The 20496-nt window shown below is 62.4% G+C and carries 23 protein-coding genes and 1 pseudogene; 11 read left to right on the top strand and 13 right to left on the bottom strand.

Translation table 11 applies throughout. From position 1 onward, the window contains the following. Positions 1–82: 82 nt before the first annotated feature. From ACIGHL_RS21685 to ACIGHL_RS21650, 8 genes are read left to right on the top strand one after another with little or no spacing between them, the layout of a single operon-like run. Positions 83–574, top strand: coding sequence for a Na+/H+ antiporter subunit E (locus ACIGHL_RS21685; protein ID WP_216706997.1), 492 nt, complete (start codon positions 83–85; stop codon positions 572–574). Next, entirely contained in the window at positions 574–825 is a 252-nt protein-coding gene (locus ACIGHL_RS21680; protein ID WP_046163030.1) for an MrpF/PhaF family protein, read from the top strand. The genes ACIGHL_RS21685 and ACIGHL_RS21680 overlap by 1 nt, the downstream gene beginning before the upstream one ends. After that, entirely contained in the window at positions 818–1114 is a 297-nt protein-coding gene (locus ACIGHL_RS21675) for a cation:proton antiporter (protein WP_045431315.1), read from the top strand. The genes ACIGHL_RS21680 and ACIGHL_RS21675 overlap by 8 nt, the downstream gene beginning before the upstream one ends. Continuing rightward, complete coding sequence (locus ACIGHL_RS21670; RefSeq protein WP_128121892.1) at positions 1107–2018, top strand: hydrogenase subunit MbhD domain-containing protein; 912 nt, start codon at positions 1107–1109, stop codon at positions 2016–2018. The genes ACIGHL_RS21675 and ACIGHL_RS21670 overlap by 8 nt, the downstream gene beginning before the upstream one ends. Further along, positions 2015–2314, top strand: coding sequence for an NADH-quinone oxidoreductase subunit K (locus ACIGHL_RS21665; protein ID WP_128121893.1), 300 nt, complete (start codon positions 2015–2017; stop codon positions 2312–2314). The genes ACIGHL_RS21670 and ACIGHL_RS21665 overlap by 4 nt, the downstream gene beginning before the upstream one ends. Beyond that, positions 2311–3735 (top strand): complex I subunit 5 family protein, encoded by a 1425-nt coding sequence (locus ACIGHL_RS21660; protein ID WP_128121894.1) that lies wholly within the window; start codon positions 2311–2313, stop codon positions 3733–3735. The genes ACIGHL_RS21665 and ACIGHL_RS21660 overlap by 4 nt, the downstream gene beginning before the upstream one ends. Further along, a complete protein-coding gene (locus ACIGHL_RS21655) occupies positions 3732–5228 on the top strand; it encodes a complex I subunit 5 family protein (RefSeq protein ID WP_128121895.1) in 1497 nt (498 codons plus the stop codon). The genes ACIGHL_RS21660 and ACIGHL_RS21655 overlap by 4 nt, the downstream gene beginning before the upstream one ends. Continuing rightward, positions 5225–6880 carry a complex I subunit 5 family protein gene (locus ACIGHL_RS21650; protein ID WP_128121896.1) on the top strand — a complete coding sequence of 552 codons (1656 nt, stop codon included), beginning with the start codon at positions 5225–5227 and terminating at the stop codon, positions 6878–6880. Before ACIGHL_RS21655 ends, ACIGHL_RS21650 begins: the two co-directional genes overlap by 4 nt. Before the next feature lie 156 nt (positions 6881–7036). On the opposite strand, the gene ACIGHL_RS21645 is transcribed toward ACIGHL_RS21650, so the two are convergent. The 8 genes from ACIGHL_RS21645 to ACIGHL_RS21610 form a co-directional block, all read right to left on the bottom strand. Further along, the gene (locus ACIGHL_RS21645) at positions 7037–8680 is read right to left on the bottom strand and encodes a methyl-accepting chemotaxis protein (RefSeq protein WP_128121897.1); all 1644 of its coding nucleotides are present in this window, start codon (positions 8678–8680) and stop codon (positions 7037–7039) included. Between the two features lie 298 nt (positions 8681–8978). Further along, positions 8979–9374: a hypothetical protein gene (locus tag ACIGHL_RS21640; RefSeq protein WP_128121898.1), complete on the bottom strand. Its 396-nt coding sequence runs from the start codon at positions 9372–9374 to the stop codon at positions 8979–8981. A 181-nt stretch (positions 9375–9555) separates the two neighbouring features. Beyond that, a complete protein-coding gene (locus ACIGHL_RS21635; RefSeq protein ID WP_128121899.1) occupies positions 9556–10209 on the bottom strand; it encodes a DUF2238 domain-containing protein in 654 nt (217 codons plus the stop codon). 106 nt (positions 10210–10315) lie between these two features. Continuing rightward, positions 10316–10759, bottom strand: a complete 444-nt coding sequence (locus tag ACIGHL_RS21630) for a ketosteroid isomerase-related protein (protein ID WP_046163021.1) — start codon at positions 10757–10759, stop codon at positions 10316–10318. 85 nt (positions 10760–10844) lie between these two features. Then, positions 10845–12242 (bottom strand): ATP-binding protein, encoded by a 1398-nt coding sequence (locus ACIGHL_RS21625; RefSeq protein ID WP_128121900.1) that lies wholly within the window; start codon positions 12240–12242, stop codon positions 10845–10847. Then, entirely contained in the window at positions 12239–12916 is a 678-nt protein-coding gene (locus tag ACIGHL_RS21620; RefSeq protein WP_045431287.1) for a response regulator, read from the bottom strand. Before ACIGHL_RS21620 ends, ACIGHL_RS21625 begins: the two co-directional genes overlap by 4 nt. Before the next feature lie 69 nt (positions 12917–12985). Then, positions 12986–13591 (bottom strand): outer membrane protein, encoded by a 606-nt coding sequence (locus ACIGHL_RS21615; protein WP_128121901.1) that lies wholly within the window; start codon positions 13589–13591, stop codon positions 12986–12988. A gap of 136 nt (positions 13592–13727) precedes the next feature. After that, complete coding sequence (locus ACIGHL_RS21610) at positions 13728–14738, bottom strand: SDR family oxidoreductase (protein WP_128121902.1); 1011 nt, start codon at positions 14736–14738, stop codon at positions 13728–13730. A 124-nt stretch (positions 14739–14862) separates the two neighbouring features. Between ACIGHL_RS21610 and ACIGHL_RS21605 the strand changes: the two genes are divergently transcribed. Further along, entirely contained in the window at positions 14863–15123 is a 261-nt protein-coding gene (locus tag ACIGHL_RS21605) for a hypothetical protein (RefSeq protein WP_128121903.1), read from the top strand. Here ACIGHL_RS21605 and csgH read toward each other — a convergent pair. The 5 genes from csgH to ACIGHL_RS21580 all read right to left on the bottom strand — a co-directional run bounded on the left by csgH (position 15091) and on the right by ACIGHL_RS21580 (position 18077). Next, a complete protein-coding gene (gene csgH, locus ACIGHL_RS21600) occupies positions 15091–15516 on the bottom strand; it encodes a curli-like amyloid fiber formation chaperone CsgH (RefSeq protein WP_241509327.1) in 426 nt (141 codons plus the stop codon). The genes ACIGHL_RS21605 and csgH overlap by 33 nt on opposite strands. 21 nt (positions 15517–15537) lie before the next feature. Next, complete coding sequence (locus ACIGHL_RS21595; RefSeq protein ID WP_128121904.1) at positions 15538–16464, bottom strand: hypothetical protein; 927 nt, start codon at positions 16462–16464, stop codon at positions 15538–15540. Positions 16465–16495: 31 nt separating this feature from the next. Then, positions 16496–16978, bottom strand: a complete 483-nt coding sequence (locus ACIGHL_RS21590) for a curli production assembly protein CsgB (RefSeq protein ID WP_128121905.1) — start codon at positions 16976–16978, stop codon at positions 16496–16498. A gap of 116 nt (positions 16979–17094) precedes the next feature. Beyond that, positions 17095–17505: a CsgE family curli-type amyloid fiber assembly protein gene (locus ACIGHL_RS21585; RefSeq protein WP_181690063.1), complete on the bottom strand. Its 411-nt coding sequence runs from the start codon at positions 17503–17505 to the stop codon at positions 17095–17097. Then, positions 17493–18077: a helix-turn-helix transcriptional regulator gene (locus ACIGHL_RS21580; RefSeq protein WP_045432296.1), complete on the bottom strand. Its 585-nt coding sequence runs from the start codon at positions 18075–18077 to the stop codon at positions 17493–17495. The genes ACIGHL_RS21585 and ACIGHL_RS21580 overlap by 13 nt, the downstream gene beginning before the upstream one ends. Positions 18078–18357: 280 nt before the next feature. Here ACIGHL_RS21580 and ACIGHL_RS21575 point away from each other — a divergent pair. Together ACIGHL_RS21575 and ACIGHL_RS21570 are read left to right on the top strand one after the other, a co-directional pair. Beyond that, positions 18358–19823 (top strand): annotated as a pseudogene (locus tag ACIGHL_RS21575) (OPT/YSL family transporter). Between the two features lie 208 nt (positions 19824–20031). Next, on the top strand, positions 20032–20364 hold the full coding sequence (locus ACIGHL_RS21570; protein ID WP_052724748.1) for a hypothetical protein: 333 nt from the start codon (positions 20032–20034) through the stop codon (positions 20362–20364). Positions 20365–20496: the final 132 nt, after the last annotated feature.

The following is a 20496-nucleotide window of genomic DNA, read 5'->3' as shown; positions in this document are numbered from 1 at the left end:
ACAAGCCAGCCCGTCGATCCAGCGGAACGTCCGGTCCAGAGCCCGTTCCATAACAGAACGTGCCAGACAAGGAGACGCAGTGATGATGGAGGTCGGAAGCGCTCGCCGATGGCTGGATGGGTTGGGCTGGGTGGTGATCTACGCGTTGGTCTGGGCACTCTTCAGCGAAGGTGGCGGATGGTCGCTGGGCGTACCGACCATCCTGTTGGCCACTGGGCTTTCAGTCTGGTTAGGGTTGCGGCCCTGGCACCCGTCGCTGCGGGCGCTGCCTGGGTTTGTCGGTTTCTTTCTCGGCAGGATGGCCGCTGGCGCCTGGGATGTGGCCGTGCGTGCGGTTCATCCACGCCGACCGCTGCAGCCCGCGTGGCTCGACTACCCGATTGCCAGCCCTTCGCCTCAGGTGCGGCTGGTGCTCTCTGCGCTGGTCGGCCTGCTGCCCGGCACCCTGGCTTCGCGAGTGGAGGGCGATCAGATGCGGGTGCATGTGCTTGATGAGCGCCAGCCGTGGAAACCCACCGTGAGCGAACTCGAGCAGCGGCTCGAGAAGCTGCTGGTGCGGGGGCGCCCGCATTGATGGCGGTGTACGCGTCCCTGCTGCTACTAACCATCATCATCGGGCTCGGCCGCGTGGTGTGGGGGCCGGGTCGGGTGGATCGGCTGCTGGCGATCCAGCTGTTCGGCACCACCGGCACGGCCTTGCTGTTGGTGCTTGCTCAATGGCAACACCAACCGGCGCTGCGTGACGTGGCGCTGTTGCTGGGGTTGCTCGCAGCGGTGGCCAGCGCCGCGCTGGTGCAATTGCTGCGCAGGGGCCGACATGACTGAGCTGCTGCTGGATGGCCTCAGCTGGCTGCTGCTGATTGGCGGCCTGCTGTTTTTCGTGGCGGGCAGTATCGGTCTGCTGCGCTTTCCCGACACCGTCAGCCGTCTGCATGCCTTAACCAAGGCGGACACCCTGGGCCTCGGGCTGGTGATTGCCGGCCTCTCGCTGCGTGCCGACAGCCTATGGGAGGTCGGGCAGATGGTGCTGATCTGGCTGTTGCTGCTGGCCTCCAGCGCCACCGCCTGCCAGTTGCTGGCGCGACAGGCCGGTGAGGAGCCGCGCGATGACTGAATGGCTGTTCGACGGCGTGCTTGGCCTACTCCTGTTGGGGCTCGCCTTTGGCGCGCTGCATGGTCGTAACCTCTACACCAGCGTGCTGCTGTTCATCGCCTTCGGCCTCGCACTGGCGTTGATCTGGGCGCGCCTGGGGGCGGCCGACCTGGCACTGGCCGAAGCGGCGATTGGCGCTGGGCTGACGGGCGTTCTGCTGTTCACCGCACTGGCGCGCCAGCCCGGGCCGGCGGATCTGCCAGATGCCACCGGTACGCGACTGCGCCTGGGCGCCGCGGCTGTGGTACTGCCGATGCTGATCCTGCTGGTGCAAGGGCTGGCGCCACTGAGTGCGGTAGAGCCGCGTATGCCGGCGCTGATCACACTGCATCTGGATGAGGCCGGTGTCAGCCACCCGGTGACCGCCGTGCTGCTGAACTACCGCGCCTGGGACACGCTGCTGGAACTGGCCGTCCTGCTGCTGGCGCTGCTTGGTGCTCGGCTACTGGGGCCGCGACCGCTGGAACTGGCGGAACCCTGGCCGCTTCTACGAGCCTGGGCGCGGGTGCTGGCTCCGCTGCTGGTGCTGGCTGCCGGCTACATGCTTTGGCGCGGTGCCAGCGCGCCAGGTGGCGCCTTTCAGGCTGGGGCGCTACTGGCCTCGGGTGTGGTGCTGCTGCGCTTGTCGGGCTTGGTGCCACGGTTGCGCTGGTCGTTCACGCCGTTGCGCTTGCTGGTGCTGGGCGGCCTGCTGGTATTCATCGGTGTTGCGTTGATGACCGCCTGGCTGGGCGAGGGCTGGCTGACTTACCCAAGCGGGGCGGCCAAGCTGCTCATCGTCCTGATCGAGAGCGTAGCGACCCTGTCGATCGCAGCGAGCCTCAGCCTGCTGGTGGTGGGCGAAGGGGAGGATGTCTCCTCATGAGCAGTAGCCTGTTCTGGATGATCATCGGTGCCACGCTCTGGTTACTGGGGCTGCACGGCCTGCTGACATTGCGTCAGGCACTGCGCCGGATCATCGCCTTCAACCTGATGGGCAGTGGCGTGTTTCTGGTGATGATTGCCCTGGCGGCGCGCAGCCAGCCGAGTGATCCGCTGCTGGTAGCGCTGGTGGTGACCGGGCTGGTGGTGGCGGTCAGCGCCACCGCCCTGGCGTTGCGGTTGGCCGGCGTGGCGCAGGGTCAGGAGCACTCAAAGGGCCAGCAGGAGCCGCGACAATGAATGCGGCGTTGCTGAGCCTGTCCCTACCGCTGCTTGCAGCTCTGCTGCTGGTGTTGCTGCGGCCGGCTCGCAGTGGCCTCTGCGTGATCTTGATGAGCGCTGCCAGCCTGACCGCCGCGGCGTTTGCCTTGCAGCAGGCGATCAGCCTCGGGCCGCAGCTGTTGCAGATCGGTGGTTGGGAGACACCGTTGGCGATCCGGTTCCAGCTGACTCCGCTCACCGCGCTGCTGATGGTCTTTACCGCCGGCCTGCATCTGCTGGTCGCGCTCTATGCAGCGCGCAGCCCGCACGCCACTGGAAACGAGGATTACTGGCCGTTGTCCTGCCTGTTGCATGCGTCGCTGGTCGCACTGTGGCTATCGGCAGACCTGTTCAACCTGTATGTCACGCTTGAATTGCTGAGCCTCTGTGCCGTGGCGCTAGTAGCACTGGCCGGGCGCAAGGCCTATCGACCGGCCTTCAACTACCTGATGTTGTCGCTGGGCGGGTCGCTCGCTTACCTGTTTGGCGTGGCGTTGTTCTATGGCCGCTACGGTGTGCTCGATGTGCTGGTGCTGGCCGAGCTGACCGAGGCCGACAACACGACCCGCCTGGCGCTATTGCTGATGAGTGTCGGGCTGATGCTCAAGGCGGCATTGTGGCCGCTGCACCTGTGGCTGCCCCCGGCGCATTCCGGCGCACCGACGGCAGTCAGCGCCTTACTCTCCGCGCTGGTGGTCAAGGGACCTATCTATATCCTGTGGCTGATCTGGAGCCAGATCGCGCCACCGGAGTTGGGGCGTCAGGCCGGGTTTCTGTTCGCCGGGGCCGGCATCCTGGCGTTGATATCTGGCGGCTGGTCTGCGCTGCGCGCGCCGCGTCTGAAGATGCTGGTGGCCTATTCGACGGTTGCGCAGCTGGGCTATGCGCTGTTGGCGCTCGGCCTGCTGCTGCATTGGCAGGAACCGCGAATGGAGGCGGCGTTGTGGCTGTTCATCCTGGCGCATGGGCTGGCCAAGGTATCGATGTTCCTGGCTGCCGGCGAGCTGCAGCGGGTGCTGGGTACGCGTCGGGTACGCGCGCTGAAAGGGGCCAGCCAGAACATGCCGGTGGCCATGGCGACCTTCGCTGTCGCTGGGGGCAGCCTGATTGGTCTGCCCCCCAGCGGGGGCTTTCTTGCCAAGTGGCTGTTGCTGCAGCCGCTGTTCGAGCAACCGCAGCACTGGCCATGGGCTTTTGGTGTGCTGCTCGGCACGCTGATGTCGGCGGCCTATGTGTTCCGTGTGGTGGCGCTGGGCTTCGATCGTGCGCGGCCCAACCCACCCAGCGTCAAGCCTGATCCAGTTGCGCAATGGCTGGCGATGCTGCCGGCGCTGTTGGTGCTCAGCCTGGCGCTGATCAGCGAGCCCTTGCTGCTCTGGCTCGGTGGGGTGGCACGATGAACTGGACCCATTGGTTACCGCTGGCCATCGTGCTCAGCTCGCTGGTGCCGGGCCTTCTGATCTTCACCCTGCACGAAAAACAGCATCGGTTGCGGGTCACGCTCAACCTCTGTGGCGTGGTGATCAAGCTGTTGCTGGTGGTGGCGATGATCTATGGCGTGAGCAAAGGCCTGGAGTTTCGTTTCAGTCTGCCATTCCTTCCCGGCGCGCCGCTGGTGCTGCAGGGCGATGCGCTGTCGCTGTTGTTCGTCGCACTGTCGTCGGTGCTGTGGCTGGCCACTACCATTTACGCCATTGGCTACCTTGAAAATTCTCCGTTGCAGTCGCGCTTTTTCGGCTACTTCAGCCTTTGCGTGAGCGCCACCGTAGGCCTCGCGCTGGCGGGCAATCTGGTCAGCTTTCTGTTGTTCTACGAGATGCTGACCTTGGCGACGTTCCCGCTGGTGGTGCATCGCGGTACGCCCGAAGCGCTGCGCGCCGGGCGCGTCTATCTGGCCTACACCGTGGGCGGTGGTGCGTTGGTATTGATGGGCGTGGCGCTGCTGCATGGCCTGGCCGGCGGGCAGGACTTCCAGCCGGGCGGCTATTTGCTGCCGGCGGTGGGCGAGCACGACCTGGCGTTGCGCGTCGCCTTCGTCCTGCTGGTCGCCGGGCTTGGGGTCAAGGCGGCGCTGATCCCACTGCATGGCTGGCTGCCAAAGGCGATGGTGGCGCCGGCACCCGTTAGCGCGCTGCTGCATGCGGTGGCGGTGGTCAAGGCCGGCGCGTTCGGGATTATCCGGGTGGTCTATGACGTCTATGGCGCCGAGGCGATGGGTCAGCTGGACATGGCCGGGCCGCTGCTCTGGCTGGCCGCGGCAACGATTCTCTATGGCTCGATGCGCGCGCTGCAGCAGCAGGAGCTGAAGAAGCGCCTGGCCTACTCGACCATCAGTCAGGTGTCCTACGTGACCCTTGGCGTTGCGCTGCTCGGGCCGATTGCGGCGGTCGGTGGGCTGGTGCATCTGGTCCATCAGGGGCTGATGAAGGTCACGCTGTTCTATTGCGCGGGCAATTTTGCCGAAACCCTTGGCATCCATCGTGTTCGCGAAATGGACGGTGTCGGCCGGCGCATGCCGCTGACCATGACGGCGTTCAGTATCGGTGCGCTGGGCATGATCGGCATTCCGCCGATCGCGGGCTTCGTCAGTAAATGGGCGCTGGGCATGGGCGCGCTGGAGGTCGGGCAGGATTGGGTGCTGCTGGTCTTGATGGGGTCTGCGTTGCTCAATGCCGGCTATTTCCTGCCGCTCCTGTGGCGTGGCTGGTTCGCCGAACCGGCTGACTGGCACGAAGACAACTGGCGCGAGGAGCGCTGGGAAACCCATTGGATGTTGTTGCTCCCCGCGGTCTTCACCGCCTTTTTGTCGGTGCTGGTGGGCGTGCTGGCCGGCACGGCGCTGAGCCCGCTGGGCTGGGCGCAATTGATCGTCAATCGGGAGTTCGAGATATGAGCGGCGCCTGGCTCTGGATGCTGGTGCCGCTGGCGCCACTTCTCGCCGCGGGCTGCCTGGCCATCTGGCGCGAACGGGCCATCGGCTGGCTATGGCTGGCCTGTATTCCGGCGCTGGCGCTGGTTGCTCAGCCCGTTCCCTTGCTGGAACTGTCGATGCTCTGGGATGGCGTGCGCTGGGGCGCCAGTGATGACCTCAGCCGTGCCTGGCTGGGCTTCACCGCGCTGCTGTGGGGCTGTGCAAGCGTCTTCGCCAGCAGCAGCCAGAAGGATGACGCTTGTCTGCTTCGCTTCTGGACCTTTTGGCTGCTGGCGCTGGCCGGCAACCTGATGCTGATCATCTCGACCGACGCCTTGAGCTTCTACCTCGGTTTCAGCGCCATGAGCCTCGCCGCGTATGGGTTGATCGTGCATCGGCGTGGACCCGGCCCCCGTCGCGCCGGACGGCTGTACCTGCAACTGGCGATCTGCGGTGAAATGGCTTTGCTCGCTGGGCTGATGCTGCGCAGCCACGCCGCGGACGGCGATTTCTCCTTCGCCGCCTGGCAAACGCTGCCCATGGATGGCCTGACGCTGATCCTGTTGCTGGCGGGACTGGGGCTCAAGGCCGGTTTCTGGCCACTGCACGTCTGGTTGCCCCTGGCCCATCCGGCAGCACCTGCACCGGCCAGCGCGGTGCTGTCCGGCGCGATGCTCAAGGCCGGTCTGCTGGGCATTTGGCGATGCTTGCCAGAAAGCGATCCGTTGCTGTCGAGCTGGGCGGACGTGTTGCTCGCTATGGGCATCTTCGGCGCCGTTTACCCGGCACTGCTCGGGCTTGTTGCAGGACAGGCCAAAGCGGTGCTGGCCTATTCATCGGTCAGTCAGATGGGCTATCTGGTGATGCTGCTGGCGCTGGCTTGGCGACATCCCGAGCAACTTCAGGCGATGACCGTCGTGCTGATGCTCTACGGCGTCCATCACGGCCTGGCCAAGGGAGCGCTGTTTCTCGCGGCGGGCTTGATCCATGCCGGTCGTCTTCCGCGCATCGGCTGGGCGATTTTGGCACTGCCGGCCCTGGCGATCTTGGGCTTGCCGCTGACCAGCGGCGGGGCAGTCAAGACAGCGTTGAAAGACGTCTGGCATGCCGGTGAGTTCGAAGGTTGGCTGGTTTGGCTGAGCCTCAGCAGCCTGACTACCGCCCTGCTTTTGATTCGCGCGCTGTGGTTGCTACGCCAGGATGCCCGCGATGCGCCCGCGAACCGTCCACCGCTACCTCAGTTGTTGCCCTGGGCGTTGCTCAGCATCAGCTCGTTACTCTTGCCCTGGCTGTGGCCCGCGCTGCGTGAGCCGATGCTGCATGGCCTTTATCCTGGGGGCATCTGGGCCGCACTATGGCCGCTACTGCTGGCGTCGGTTTTGGCTGGCGTGGCCTTGAAAAGGGGCTGGAAGGTTCCGGCACGCCTGGCGAATCTACCCAACCCGGCGCTGACGCTCTCGCTGCGACTCCGGCGTCTGGTATTACGCCCACCAATGGCCGTTCCAACCCTCCATCCGAACACCTCGCGCTGGCGGCAACGGGAGCGCCGCTGGAACCGCTTCTGGAACACCGGCACACTCACCATGAGCGCCTGGTTGCTGGCCGCTTTGCTGTGGTTGGGTTGGTTGTGGTGACGCGTTGCGCTTGCAACCCTGGTTGCACCTCGCTTGCGGGTACGGCGCGGGGGAGGGAGGGCCGAACACGCACGGCCCTAAATACACAGCACCTATAACGCAGGGCCGATTCCATTTGGCTTGCCGTTTGCGTTCTTCGATCAGGCGCAGCCCGCGTCAGATCTCGAACCGCCGGACCTGCTGAGTCAGAGCGCTACCGAGCCGTGCGAGCTCCACGCTGGAGGCGGCTGTCTGCTCACTGGACGTCGCGGACTGATCGGCAATATCGCGTACTCGGGTCACGCTGCGGCTGATTTCTTCAGCCACGGCGCTTTGCTCTTCGGCCGCAGTTGCGATCTGCTGCATCATCTGCTGAATAGCGGCGATCATGCAGGTGATGTCTGCCACCGCCGCGCCAGTCTCGTCGACGCCCGCCACGGTGGCCTCAGTCAGATCGCTACAGCCCTGCATGGTTTTAGCGGACTCCTCGGCAATCCGCTGAAGCCCTTCGATCAGTGATTGGATTTCGACCGTCGCGTCCTGGGTGCGACGAGCAAGTGTTCGCACCTCATCGGCCACCACGGCGAAACCTCGGCCGGCATCGCCAGCGCGTGCGGCTTCGATCGCAGCGTTCAGCGCGAGTAGGTTGGTCTGGTCCGCCACCGACTTGATAACGTCCAGAACACCGCCGATCCGCTCGCTTTCACTCTTCAGGCGCGCCATCGCAGCGGTCGATTTTGTCACCTCATCGGCAAGCCGCTTGATCTGTACCACCGCCTGGCGTGCCGTCGCCTCGCCGGCTTGCGCTTGCTGATCGGCTGAATCCGCCGCGCTGGCCGCTTGCTCGGAGTTTCGCGCAACCTCGAGCACCGTCGCGGCCATTTCATGAATCGCCGTGGCTACCTGATCGACTTCCAGTTTTTGTGCGATGACGCCTTGGCTCGCCTGCTCGGTAGACTGGGATAGCTCTTCGGCGGAGGACGATATCGTTTCAGCTGAGCGCCGTACCTGCCCGATCAGCTCGCCGAGGCTGCGTTGCATCTCCCCAAGGGAGGCCATGACGCTGCCAGCCGGCGCGTGCTCCATTCCCGGCATGCTGCGCATGTCACCAGCAGCGACGCGGCGGGCTGCAGCGGATAGATCGAGCGGCTCGGCGCCCAGCGTGCGCAACAAGCTGCGGACGATGCCGATACCCAGACCGAGCGCGAGCAATACGGCGATCAAACAGACACCGATCATCAGGTTGCGTTGGGTTTCATATTCGTTGCGCTCGGCCACCACTTCCGCGTTTGCGGCGCTACGGCTGTGCTGCATATAGCGTTCGCCGGCGGCCAGCAGCTGACGCAGCAGTGGAATGCAGTCTCGGTTGATCCGCACGATGGCGTCTTCGCGCTGCCCGGCTACGGCGCGTTCGACGATGTCCAGTGCTACTGGACCGTAAAGGCTTTCTACGCGGGCTATCTCGGCAAGCAGCTGCTTTTCTTCTTTGGCCTCAGCTCCAGACAAACGATCTACGGCCGTCTTGAGATTACTGAGATGAGTCTGAACGTCGCGGTGTGCTTCGAGGACTGCTGCATGTTCGAGCCTCAGGTCAGCTTCCGAGGACACCAGCACCAGGTTACGGGCTGCGACTGCGCGGCGTTGCGCCGCGATGAGTAATGCTGACGCCAGCTCTTCGCGGGCGTTAACACCTTCGACATAGTCAGAGAAGGCATCGTTGAACTTGGCAAGCTCGACAATCGCCAAGGCAGAAATGAGCAGAACGATCAGCGTAAGTGCTGCGAAGCTCAGGCCGAGTTTCAGTTTGACGGTTAGGTTCATGGGGTTTCCGCACAATTTATGAGGATCTTCCCTGAGCTGACTGCCCATCGTCCCTGAAATGACTATACAGTCAGGGTAGTGGCATAAAGACATTATAAGTACTGTACTTTAGTATCGATGGTGTACAGGAATCGTACGGTTTTCTGTGAGCGAGCCTCCCGATAGGCTAAGGGCCGTCAGAAAGCTATTTGCTCATGTGGATTTATCCGGCTGTAAATACTCGCGGAGCGAGTGCTTATTAATTTTTTATAGCGACATAAAAAAGGCGCCAACGGCGCCTTGAGTTGAAGCGTTAAGTTCAGGCTGTGCCGAGCTCGGTACGATCACTGCCATCTTCCGCCAGTAACTGCCCCAGCGGAGTACGGTCGAAACCGTCATCGGCGACTTGATCGGCTTGAGGTGTCGGATCAAATCCATCTTCTGCGAATTGCTCCGCTTGCGGCGTAGAGTCAAAACCGTCTTCAGCAATCTGCTCGCTGATGGGAGTGTGATCGAACCCGTCTTCAGCAATTTGCTCGCTCAATGGCGTGCGATCAAAACCGTTTTCAGACAGGGTGCGGTCAGTTGATAACTGCTTTTGGACGGTTGAGGTGCTTTGCGCTTCCCCCAGAATTGGTTGCGGATGGCTTGGTGGGATCGCAAAGGCCGTCGAAGCAACGCTGGCCAGGATGGCAGCTGCTAATAGCTTTTTCATGAGTGTGTCCTCGGTATTAGTGGGTACGGGACACATGCTACGGGCGAGGGCCAGTTGAACAAACGCGAGCGTATCAATAGTACAAATCGACAACTGTGATACTAAGTGTCGCTGCCGCTAATTGATTAATTCAGCCAATTATTTAATTCAATTAAATCGATAGTTAACCAGCTGACCGTAATTATCGGGCGGTTTCGCCTTGTACAGCCGTTAGGCTTTGCCGTTGTTTACCGATCGCGGCCATGCTGCGGTCGTGTAGATGCACCAGCAGTGTCATGGCGGTCAGGCTGCCAAGCAACGCGCAGAACATGTCGGCCTGCGTGTCCCACTGATCGCCCTGCATGCCCAGAAAGGCTTTGGCGCCCTGGCCAAGCGAAAGGGCCGCCGCCCACTCGACCAGCTCGTAAACAGCGCTGAGCATCATCGCCATGCTTACGCAGACAAACGGCAACAGGTGTTTGCCATGAACGCGCTCATTACGCACCAGCAGTTCCCGCGCGATCAGCGCAGGCACAACGCCCTGGAAAAAATGGCCAAGCCGGTCGTAAGGGTTACGGCTGAGGTCCAGCCAGTCCTGCAGCCAGAAACCGACCGGGACACGGGGGAAGGTGTAATGGCCGCCCGCAACCAGCCCCAGGGCCTGGACAGCCAGCAACACGTACAGCAGCGAAGAGAGCGGAAATCGTCTATGGGTGTAAGCCAATGCCGGCAGCAGGATGACCACCGGAAGGACTTCCATCAGCCAGGTGGTACGGTCGTGCGGGTTGATGGCGGAGGCCAGCAAGGCCAGTACAACGAGGCAAACCAGGGTCTTGAGCAACAGCGGTCGGTGCATTCAACCTGCCTTTTTCGGAATCGGGCGCATGTGCAATGGACCACGAAACCGGGGCGATGACTGCTGCGAAAGCGCCAAACGCTCCCGTTCTGGCCGCTAGCAGCCGTCAGGGCAGGGCTTTTTCGGCGTAGGTGCGGGTCGCCAGTCCGAGCTGGGAACGGAAGCTTTCCATGTCGAACATGGTGCAGATCTCGCGGATCTGCTGCCCCGGCGTCAGGGTCCAGAAGGCCATCGCTGAAATGCTCAAGACCTTGTCACTGGGTGGGTAGCCGAGCGCTGGTGTTTCGATGGTGCCAATCAAGGTGCTCCAGGTGACGACCTTGTCGCCCTCGGCAACGCATTCCTCGACCACCACTTCGAGATCGGGCATGGCAGTACGGATCTGGGTCACCATCGCGGCGAACTCGGGGCTGGCCATCGGATGGCCGACGAAGGAGCTCTTGTAGAGGAAGTCCTTGCTGTGCAGCTTCTCGGCAAGGGCCAGGTGTCCGCGGTTCCAGCTTAGATCGATGTGCTGGCGGACCAGCCGTTTGTTGTCGTCCAGTGACATTTGTCGCGTCCGGTAAGTGGCGGGGCTACGAACTGTAGCAGCCGCCACCCGGAACAGGCATCAATCAACAGATCCCTTCGTCGGCTTAATCCACCGGCAGGCGCAACCGAAACGCAGCGCCGCCAAGCATGGAATCGTCGAGCCTGAGCTCGCCGCCGTAGCTGTCGATGATGTCCTTCACCACTGCCAGGCCGATGCCTTGGCCGGGGTGCTGGGCGTCCAGCCGTTCACCACGACGCAGGATGCGGGCGCGCTGGTTGACCGGTACGCCGGGCCCGTCATCTTCGACGCTCAGGGTCAGGTATTCGTCGCCCTGCTGCAGGCTGATGCGCACCTGATGAAGGCAGAGTCGGTAGGCGTTCTCCAGCAGGTTGCCGAGCAGTTCCATTAGCGCGCCCTGCTCCAGCGGCAGGGTGGCCTTTGCTGGGATCTGCAGCTCGACCTGCACGCGCTTGTCCTGGTAGACCTTGTCCAGCGTACTGCACAGGCGCACCAGCAGCGGCTGCAGCGCTACCCGGTGGCGCACCAGGCCACTCTGACCGAGGCTGGCCCGCTGCAGCTGATAACCGATCTGCTGGCTCATGCGCTCGATCTGCGCGCGCATCACGCGGGACTGTTCGCGGTTGTCCGGCTGCGTACTGATCACCTCGCCTACGCTCTGCAGCACCGTCAATGGCGTCTTCAGGCTGTGGGCCAGGTCGCCCAGCGAGTTGCGGTACTGCTCGCGCTGGCGACGCTCGCCGTCGAGCAAGCGGTTCAGCGAGCGGGTCAGGCGCAGCAGTTCGCGGGGGTGTCGATCGCTGAGGCGATCCAGCCGCCCCGCCTCGACCTGATCCAGCTCGAGGCTTAGTCGTTTGAGCGAGCGGAAGCCCCAGGTCAGGCCCAGCCAAAGCAACGTCAGCAGCACCAGCAATCCGCCACCGAGCCAGAGATACAGCTGTTGCCGGAATTCCTCGAACAGGCTGCGGTATTCACTGGTGGGTTGCATGGTGACGAAGCTGAACGCCTGACGCTGATCGGTGTTTAGCCGCAGCTCCACGTCGTAAACGAAGTACTCGGCGCCATCGGCATCGCGGATCCGCTGGAATTCGGTGACATCGCCCTGCAGGCGCGGCTGATAGTCGATGGATTCGTCTTCGGCCGACCGTGACTGCCAGAGCCGCTTGCCTTGCGGGTCGTAGATGTAGCCCAGCAGCTTCGCATCGGGCAGGTCGAATTCTTCATCGGGCAAGCGCTCCGGCATCACCAATCGGCCCTGTTCGATGCGCGATGCGGTAATCAGTGTATTGGCATCGGCGGCCAGGCGTTCTTCGATGACCCGCTCGAAGGCGAGGCTGAACGCAGCCTGCAGCACCGGGAGCAGGGCAAGCATGAACAGAACGGCGAGGCAGGTAGCGCCCAGCATCAGGCGCAGGCGCAGTGACAGGGTGCCGTTGCGTGCGGCCCGAGCCAGCACGCGCCAGCGGCGCCAATTGAGGCTCATCGGCAGCGCTCGGTGAACAGATAACCCAGGCCGCGAACGGTATCGATGGGTTTAAGCCCGCCGTGGGCTTCCAGCTTGCGCCGCAGCCGGCCGACCAGCACCTCGATGACGTTGGCGTCGCGTTCGTTGTCGTCCGGGTAGAGCTGCTCCATCAGCCGTTCCTTGGCGACCACCTGCTGCTGGTGACGCATCAGGTATTCCAGAATGCGATATTCAAAGGCGGTCAGCGGCAGGGGCTCGTCATCCACCAGTGCCTGTTTGCGGTTGAGGTCAAGCTTGAGCGGGCCGGCTTCGATGCTCGCCTGGGTGAAGCCGGACGAGCGTCGCAGCAACGCGTTGAGCCGTGCCTCCAGCTCCTCGAACTGGAAGGGTTTGACCACGTAGTCGTCGGCACCGGCGGCCAATCCTTCGACCTTGTCCTGCCAGTTACCGCGCGCGGTGAGGATGAGGATGGGAAAGCGCTCGCCATTGCTGCGCAGCTGGCGAATCAGATCCAGGCCGGAGATGCCCGGCAGGCCGAGATCGACCACGGCCAGGTCATGATTGAATTCCCGTGTCTGGTAAAGCGCCTCTTCGGCATTCGCCACCGCATCGACCACATGCCCGCTTTCGCTCAGGCGAGTCAGCAGGTGGTGGCGCAGCAGCGCCTCGTCTTCCACCACCAGCACTTTCATGTGCGGCTCCTGTCATGCAAACGGCCGGGACAATCCCGGCCGTGTTTCTGTTGATGCAAGCGCGCCTGCTTAGAACTTGTAGTTCACGCCCAGGTAGGCCTGCTTGCTGCTATGCAGGTCGATCGAACCGACTTTGCCAACGCCGCGCTCGGCCACTTCGGTACCGGCGTTGCTACGCAGATAACGGTAACCCGCTTCGATCGACGTGTTCTTGCCGACGTCTTGCAGCACACCAGCCTGCAGACCTACCAGATAACCGATGTCACTGTCGCGGCGGTAACCGCTGGACTCATTCTCGAGCTTGGTCAGACCGGCACTGGCGCCACCGAACAGGCGGGTGGTGTCGCCGACCGGGAGGAACATGTCGTAGCTGCCGAACAGGTTCTGCTGACGCAGCTTGAGCGAGCTACCGTAGTCGTCGGATACGTTTTCGTAGGTGGCATAGTAGCGTGCCTCGTCGGTCATCTGACCGGCGCGGATGCCCCAGGTGCCGCTGTTCTTGATGGTGTCATCGAAACGGTTCGCGCCCGGCATGTTCTGCTTCAGGGTGCTGGAACGGTCGATGTTGACGGTGCTTTTGCCCCAGGTGAGGCCAGCGAAGTTGTCGGCGGCTTGGGCGCCGAAGGTGAAGACGCTGAGAGTGGTGGCGATGGCCAGGGTATGCAGCTTGTTCATGTGTCGCTCCTTTGCAGGCGTGGAGAAATTTACGTCTCCATCCTGCCTACGCTCCGCTGAACGGCCCCTGAACACTGGCTGAACCTGAGCTGAACGATCATGCAGCCAGCGCAGCCTGGGCTGCGCTGGTGGTCAGCTAGCGCCCGCGACGCCCCAACAGGGCGACCAATGCGGCTGCCCCCACCGCCACGGCGGCAGTGGTCGCGACCGGATGCTGCGTGGCACGGGTATACAGGCTGCGTGTCAGCACCATGCCCGGATAATCGCCACGGGCGCTGCCGTCACCCGCGCTGCCGACATCGCTGTCGAAGAGCGCGCCGCGTGGGTGTCGGTCTGGGCGGCCGCTCTTGATGGTGTCGTAGACAAAGGTGCGGTTGATCCAGTCGGCCAGGTGCGGCGCGTTCTGCGCGAGTCGCGAAAGCAACTTGGCATTGCCGATGTAAACGTCGCGCTGCGGGTGCTCGGCGGCATGCAGAATCGCCCGCGCGACCACCTCGGGGGCATAGACCGGCGGCGGAAACACCGGCGCGCTGGGCAGGTAATTCTTCGAGTGATCCATGAACTGGGTGTCGGTCGAGGAGGGGCGTACCAGGGTTACCGATACCGGCGTGTGCGACTTTTGCAGCTCGACGCGCAGCACGTCGGTCATCGCCTTGATCGCATGCTTGCTGGCGCTGTAGCTGCTGTGGAAGGGCAGGGCATTGGCCGATTCCACACTGCCGATATTGATCAGGGCGCCGCCTTTGTCGCGCAGATGCTTAACGGCGATGGACGAGCCGTAGTGAGTGCCCCAGAAGTTGGTCTGCATTACCTGATAGTGGTCTTCGTCGCTGACCTCATCGAAGCGTCCCCATACCGAGCTGCCGGCATTGTTGATCCAGGTGTCAAAGCCACCGAAGCGGGCGACGGTCTCGCTGGCGACGCGTTCCAGCTGCGCGCGCTGGCCGACATCGGCCATGACGTGAAGGACCCGGTCACCCGCGTTCAGGTCACGCTCGATGTCGAGCAGGGCTTCTTCGTTGCGCGCCACCAGCACCACGCGTGCGCCTCTTTCGATGGCGAGGCGGGCGGTCGCCAGGCCGATCCCGCTCGAAGCACCGGTGATGACGATGACCTGCTCATGCAAGGGTTTGAGAGAAATGCGCATCGGGAACTCCTCGGATAGCGGCGATGTGGATTGGCTCGGTAGAAGCCATGGCCGCGCTTCCGGTTCCGGGCAGGCGATGGATGGCAACGGTTGATCGATCCTGGGCTGGATGGTGCTGCTGGCGTTGCCGAGATACAGCGGGCAGGTTCTGACCGAATACGTCACCATTCTTCAGCAGCCAGGAATCGAGCAGATCACGCGCTGCAGCAGCAGCGGCAGCATCTTGGTCGGCGACCTGCTGAACCTGCTTGAGGTGGCCATGGTGTTGGCGATATCGAACCTGACGTATCACTACGTCGAGCTGAAGGGGATTGAGGTGGGACGCCGGCTTGCACGCTGCCAGCCAAGACCGCTATTGCCGGTTTGGATCGGCCCTGACGAATAGATGATCCACTGCAGCAGGTGTGGAATCTGGCGCCGAGGGCGCCGAATCGGTGGGTTGGGTTGCTGGGTAGCTCTGGTGCAGAGGCGCTTGCTGCTGGCCGTCGACGGACCAAGTGACCGTCGCCTCGATCTGGCTGTCGGGTGCGATACCGAGTCTGTTGTTCAGCGGACACTGCGTTTCAGGCCCGCTGGTCAACTCGCCCGATTGGCGGCTGCGGCTGGTACCGGCGTGGCCCTTGGAACGCACTTCCAGCTGGTAGCTAAGCCGGTGGGGTTCGGCACTGCTGAAGCACAACTGCAAATTCAACCGGTCGGCTTCGGGCAGCAGCTCCAGGCGAGCATCAACCGGACCGGCGGAGGCGAGCAGCATGGCGGCGAGGGTCGCGGTGAGCATATGGGGTGGCCAAGGTCTGGATCACTGTTGGGTAACGGTGGCCATGTTGCCGGTCCCCGTCTGCGAAATCACCGCGTTCATGAGTTCGGCGTTCTGAGTGATCGAGGCCTGGTTTGCCATGCCGACCTGGTTGATGCGGGCCTCGTTGTAGCCGGCTAGCTGGTTGATGGCGGCGATGTTGTCATCGCCAGATTGCACGACGCTGGCTTGGTTGCCATCGAACCATTGCACCAACTCGACGCTGTTGCCATTTCCAGTTGACGAGCCTCTGAATCCATTACTGCGCCCGCTCTGCTCAACTGTCAGTAGGTTGTCGTCGCCTGTCTGACTGAACACGACTTCACCAAACAGGTTGTATTGCGAGATCGTTGCGGTGTTCAGGTTGCCGTTCTGGGCCAGTTGAATATCACTGCCATCGCCCTGCTCGATGCTAGCCCTGTTCTCGTCGCCGACCTGATACACAGCTGTCCAATTGCCGTTGTAAAAGCCGTCTTGGGTCATTACCAGCGAATTGCCGTTGCCAATCTGACGTGCCTCGGCCTGAGCGTAACCATTTTGAATCGCCGAAATGAAGTTGTGATCGCCGACGCTGCTGATCTGCAGCTCGTTGGTGTACCAGTGCTGCTCGACCTCGGCGCGGTTGCCGGTGCCCTGCTGGTAGACGTTGGCGGTGGAGAAGTAGCTTTCATCGCCCTGGTAGATGGAGGCTTCATTGCTGCCAATTTGCACAAGGCTGGCGACATTCTCCTCGGTGATCACGCCCTGAAAGATCGAACCGATGTTGGCCGTACCGTTCTGCCGAATTGTCGCCTCGTTAAGCAGCCCGGTCTGATCAATCGTGGCGTCGTTGTCATTGCCTGTCTGCACGAGTTTGGCGCTGTTGTCGGCATGGGCGCCAACGGCGACAGACAGCAAAGCGGCTGACGCGAGGAGATGCAGACTGCGCATAGGGTTACCTTTTTATTAGCGATGCTGGTGATTAGCGATGCTGGACGATCTGGACGCGTTGGCCGCTGCCGTATTGGGTGACACTGCTGCTCAAGCCGCTGCCGAGCTGTTCGATGCTGGCAGCGTTGTTCGAACCAATCTGAGCGATCGCGGCCTCGTTGTCGCTGCCGATCTGGCTGATGTCGGCCAGGTTGCCTTGGCCAATCTGCAGAATGGTGGCGATCTGGTTCTCGCCTTGCTGGAGGATGAAGGCCTGCTGGTCGCTGCCTTGTTGCATGATGTTCGCCAGCTGAGCCGTGCCGGTCTGGCTTACGTCACCCAGGTTGTCGCTGCCTGTTTGCAGCACTCGCGCGACCTGCATGTCGGGCAACTGCAACGCCGCCGACTGATTAGCGAGGCTCAATGAGCCTCCCGCAAGATCTCCGTTGTCCATCAGATCGGCCGCATGAACCGCGTGACCGGTGAGCAGAAGGGCGGCGAGCAAGCCGCGGCGGAATAGGGCTAGACAATCCATGCAGGCACCTCGGAATAGTGTTCGGATTCTTGACTGCAGGCGGGGCGCTGAACATCCATCGAACGGTGCAAAACTAGCGCTACGTGATGAACGGGGCGAATTAATCCTTTTGCGATTCACAGCTCGTCTCGGTCCATGTCGAAGGTGTCCTGGAGCAGGTTCTGCAGCTTGCTGCGATTGACTTCCTCCAAGATCAGCTGCGCGGCTTGGGTGGCGATGTCTTCGATCTCCGCTACGTTGGGCTGCAGAAAGCGCCGGTATACAGTGCGCTGCCCATACTCCACCCAGACCAGGCTGCCCCAGCGCGCGGAAGGACGTTCACGCACCACCAGGTCGCCTTCAAGCGCGCTGGCGTCCTGCAATTGAAAGCTTAGGTAGCGGTGGAAGTCGTGACCGAAGCGCGTGATGGTGTTGTCGATGATCAGCCCGCTTAGTTCCGCCTCGCCTTCCGCCTGGCCCAGCGCCGCCTGAGCCTGCAGCGGGCCGAGCAGGCTCATCAGCAACAGGCACAGCGTCAGGCGTGACACGACTCGGACCAATCCAGTCGGCCACGCAGCAGAAAGGCCGCCTCGGCCCGGTTGGAGGCACCAATCTTGCGCAACAGGTTGTGGATATGGCTCTTGATGGTGTGGGGGCTTAGGCACAGCTGTTCGGCAATTTCGGCGTTGGACAGGCCTTTGCCGGCGAGGCTGAGGATTTCCCGCTCACGCAGGGTCAACGACGGTTTGCTGCCAGCGAGTTGGCGCATGCGTCGCCACTGGCTGAGCAGGCGTTCGGTCAAGACCCGCGGCAGCCAGTCGCCGCCTTCGAGCAATACTTGGATGCCGTCGAGCAGGTGCTCGCGAGTGGCATGGCTGTAAAACACGCCGCGAATGGCAGGGTGCTTGTCGACAAGTTGCTCGGCCTGTTCCGGGGCGATGTTGACCAGCGCAACGGGTGTCTGCTCGTCGAGCTGATCGAGCAGTGTCGACAATTGCTCGGTCTGGCTGTTTCCCGAGTCGAGTAAGTAGAGATCGGTGCTGCCCGGCACGATCTTTTCGAGCCGCGCCAGGGCTACCTCTAGCTGAGCCTGTTCACCAAGAAAGTGCTTGAAGAACAGCCCGAGAAGCTCATTGCCGGTCAGCAGGGTGACGGTAGGCCGGTTACGTTCCAGGTGGGTGAAGTCCGCTTCGTCCATGTTCAATCCTTGGTTTGGAGTGCCGTTATGCTGCATAGAAAAGTTACTAAACGACCGGCCAGAAATGACGAAGTTCAGCGTTCACGTTGGGATTAGGTCGGCATCTGCGCGCTGAGGATGACATCCCGACGGACGGTTGAAGAAACGCTGTGGTGGACTTAATGGACTAAGGTGAGTCAATCGCCCATTCGATGGAGCCTGCATGAGTGACCCCTCCCGCGAACTGACGTTGCGCGCGCTGTTGACCGGCCTGCTGCTGGGGGCTGTGCTGACGCCTTCGAATATCTACTCGGGGCTCAAGATCGGCTGGTCGTTCAACATGTCGATCATCGCGCTGTTGGTCGGTTTCGCCTTCTGGCAGAGCCTGGCGCGAGTGCTGAGAAGGCCCGCCTGGACCCTGCACGAAAGCAACATCAACCAGACCACGGCCTCATCCGCGGCTTCGATCATTTCCAGCGGTTTGGTCGCACCGATTCCTGCCTACACCTTGATCGCCGGCCAGCAGTTCGACACCTTGCCGCTGGTAGCCTGGGTGTTCTCGGTCAGCTTTCTCGGCATCTGGGTCGCCTGGTACTTGCGGCCTTCACTGATTATCGAAACGCAGTTGCGCTTTCCGGAAGGCATGGCGACCTTGGCGACCATGCAGCAGATTTACAGCCATGGCGCAGAGGCGGCGCGGCGCTTATGGGTACTGGGCTCGGCTGCGCTGCTGGCTGCGTTGACCAAGCTGCTGGACGGTCTCTGGTGGAGCGTGCCGCGCTGGGCTCCCAGCGCGCAGCTGGAGCGCTTGACGTTCAGCTGCGTTTTTTGCGCGCCCGACGAGGCGCTGCAGCACAGCGCCTGCGATTCGCACGGCCCGCGCCACTGCCGGCGCTCGGGCTGGGCCTGGCGGCCATCCTGGTGATCGCCCTGCAGATGAGTCTGTTTGATATCCATCCACTCATGGCCGCGCTGTCGATCCCGCTGGCGCTGCTGTTGGCCATGGTTGCGGCACGTGTCGTCGGCGCCACCGGGATACCGCCGATTGGTGCGATCGGGCAGCTGTCGCAGCTGAGTTTCGCTGCCATTGCGCCTGGTCAGGTGGCGATCAACCTGATGAGTGCCAACACTGCAGGCGGTGCTGCGGGTCAATGCACCGACCTGCTCAACGACTTCAAGGTCGGTCATGCAATCGGCGCAGCCCCCTCGCGCCAGGTGGTCGCTCAGTGCCTGGGTATTCTGGTCGGCAGCCTAGTAGGGGTGCTCGTCTATCAACTGCTGATTCCTGATCCTCAGACCATGCTGATCACACCCGAGTGGCCAGCACCTGCCGTGGCGACCTGGAAAGCTGTGGCGCAGGCGCTCACCGCCGGGCTCGGCTCGATCAGCCTGGACATCCGCTGGGCGATGTTGATCGGTGCACTGTTCGGCGTTGTGCTCGGCCTGCTGGAAGGCTCGGCGCCGGTCTGGCGGTTGCGCTGGTTACCCAGCTCCGCGGCGCTGGGGCTGGCTTTCATCATTCCTGCCTCGATCTCGCTGATGATGGCTTTCGGCGCCCTGTTGGCCTGGCTGTTCGCGGCCCGCTGGGGCAGCCTGGCCGAACGTTTTGTGATCGTTGCCGCCGCCGGGTTAGTGGCCGGTGAAAGCATGGCTGGTATCGGGATCTCGTTGTGGCAGTTGTTGCGCTGAGTTTTGGTCAGGCGTCCTCGAGGCAGAATGGCGCGTGGACATCCGACGAACGGTGTTTTGCCAACACGGCGACCAATGGCGGCAGGGCTACAGCGCCCGCCTCGTCTAGGTTTCGGCGATTTTGAAAGATCCTGTCACGCGCGGGGGTGAAATTTATTTTCGTGGGCAGTGCCGGAGTATGTGAACCCCTTGAAACTGGAGAGCGATCATGCAAACGACCAAGCTCGCCGCGCTGACTCTAGCCGGCCTTATGTCTACCGCTGTATTTGCCGCAGGCACAACGGACAACGAAGCCATTCATGACAAGGGCCGCTACGACGCGGATAGCAGCTCAATGAAGAGCGGCACTCACGACGGCAAAATGGGCGGCGCCCATGACGACACCATGATGGACGGCAAAACTACCGACGATACCGATCGCGAAGGCCTGACAACCGGTATGGGCACCACCGTTGACGGTGAGCCGGCAGGTCCGGGAACTGAAACAGGTACCAGTGTCGGCAACACGACCGCCACGGGAAGTAGTGCTACTGGCAACTGATATGCCTTTGCCGCTAGATGAGAGCCCCGGCTTCGGACGTAATGCTGTTCACTTAAGCATTTGAGTCCAGGCCGTGGCTTCTAGAAAATCCGATACCAGTCCTCTGGTATCGGATTTTTTATGCCCATTCAG

This window comes from Pseudomonas sp. NPDC077451 (genome assembly GCF_044543345.1).
Lineage (GTDB): Bacteria > Pseudomonadota > Gammaproteobacteria > Pseudomonadales > Pseudomonadaceae > Stutzerimonas.
Note: the sequence above shows the minus strand (reverse complement) of the source record. Positions and strands in the feature narration are given on the sequence as shown.

Bases quoted from the DNA above. Each gene is read 5' to 3' on its own strand.
- ACIGHL_RS21570 (WP_052724748.1), top strand. From the start codon at position 20,032: ATGCAAACGACCAAGCTCGCCGCGCTGACTCTAGCCGGCCTTATGTCT.
- ACIGHL_RS21590 (WP_128121905.1), bottom strand. From the start codon at position 16,978: ATGGATTGTCTAGCCCTATTCCGCCGCGGCTTGCTCGCCGCCCTTCTG.
- ACIGHL_RS21620 (WP_045431287.1), bottom strand. From the start codon at position 12,916: ATGAAAGTGCTGGTGGTGGAAGACGAGGCGCTGCTGCGCCACCACCTG.
- ACIGHL_RS21635 (WP_128121899.1), bottom strand. From the start codon at position 10,209: ATGCACCGACCGCTGTTGCTCAAGACCCTGGTTTGCCTCGTTGTACTG.
- ACIGHL_RS21645 (WP_128121897.1), bottom strand. From the start codon at position 8,680: ATGAACCTAACCGTCAAACTGAAACTCGGCCTGAGCTTCGCAGCACTT.
- ACIGHL_RS21615 (WP_128121901.1), bottom strand. From the start codon at position 13,591: ATGAACAAGCTGCATACCCTGGCCATCGCCACCACTCTCAGCGTCTTC.
- ACIGHL_RS21610 (WP_128121902.1), bottom strand. From the start codon at position 14,738: ATGCGCATTTCTCTCAAACCCTTGCATGAGCAGGTCATCGTCATCACC.
- ACIGHL_RS21655 (WP_128121895.1), top strand. From the start codon at position 3,732: ATGAACTGGACCCATTGGTTACCGCTGGCCATCGTGCTCAGCTCGCTG.
- ACIGHL_RS21660 (WP_128121894.1), top strand. From the start codon at position 2,311: ATGAATGCGGCGTTGCTGAGCCTGTCCCTACCGCTGCTTGCAGCTCTG.
- csgH (WP_241509327.1), bottom strand. From the start codon at position 15,516: ATGCTCACCGCGACCCTCGCCGCCATGCTGCTCGCCTCCGCCGGTCCG.
- ACIGHL_RS21625 (WP_128121900.1), bottom strand. From the start codon at position 12,242: ATGAGCCTCAATTGGCGCCGCTGGCGCGTGCTGGCTCGGGCCGCACGC.
- ACIGHL_RS21640 (WP_128121898.1), bottom strand. From the start codon at position 9,374: ATGAAAAAGCTATTAGCAGCTGCCATCCTGGCCAGCGTTGCTTCGACG.
- ACIGHL_RS21685 (WP_216706997.1), top strand. From the start codon at position 83: ATGATGGAGGTCGGAAGCGCTCGCCGATGGCTGGATGGGTTGGGCTGG.
- ACIGHL_RS21670 (WP_128121892.1), top strand. From the start codon at position 1,107: ATGACTGAATGGCTGTTCGACGGCGTGCTTGGCCTACTCCTGTTGGGG.
- ACIGHL_RS21675 (WP_045431315.1), top strand. From the start codon at position 818: ATGACTGAGCTGCTGCTGGATGGCCTCAGCTGGCTGCTGCTGATTGGC.
- ACIGHL_RS21665 (WP_128121893.1), top strand. From the start codon at position 2,015: ATGAGCAGTAGCCTGTTCTGGATGATCATCGGTGCCACGCTCTGGTTA.
- ACIGHL_RS21680 (WP_046163030.1), top strand. From the start codon at position 574: ATGGCGGTGTACGCGTCCCTGCTGCTACTAACCATCATCATCGGGCTC.
- ACIGHL_RS21630 (WP_046163021.1), bottom strand. From the start codon at position 10,759: ATGTCACTGGACGACAACAAACGGCTGGTCCGCCAGCACATCGATCTA.
- ACIGHL_RS21650 (WP_128121896.1), top strand. From the start codon at position 5,225: ATGAGCGGCGCCTGGCTCTGGATGCTGGTGCCGCTGGCGCCACTTCTC.
- ACIGHL_RS21595 (WP_128121904.1), bottom strand. From the start codon at position 16,464: ATGCGCAGTCTGCATCTCCTCGCGTCAGCCGCTTTGCTGTCTGTCGCC.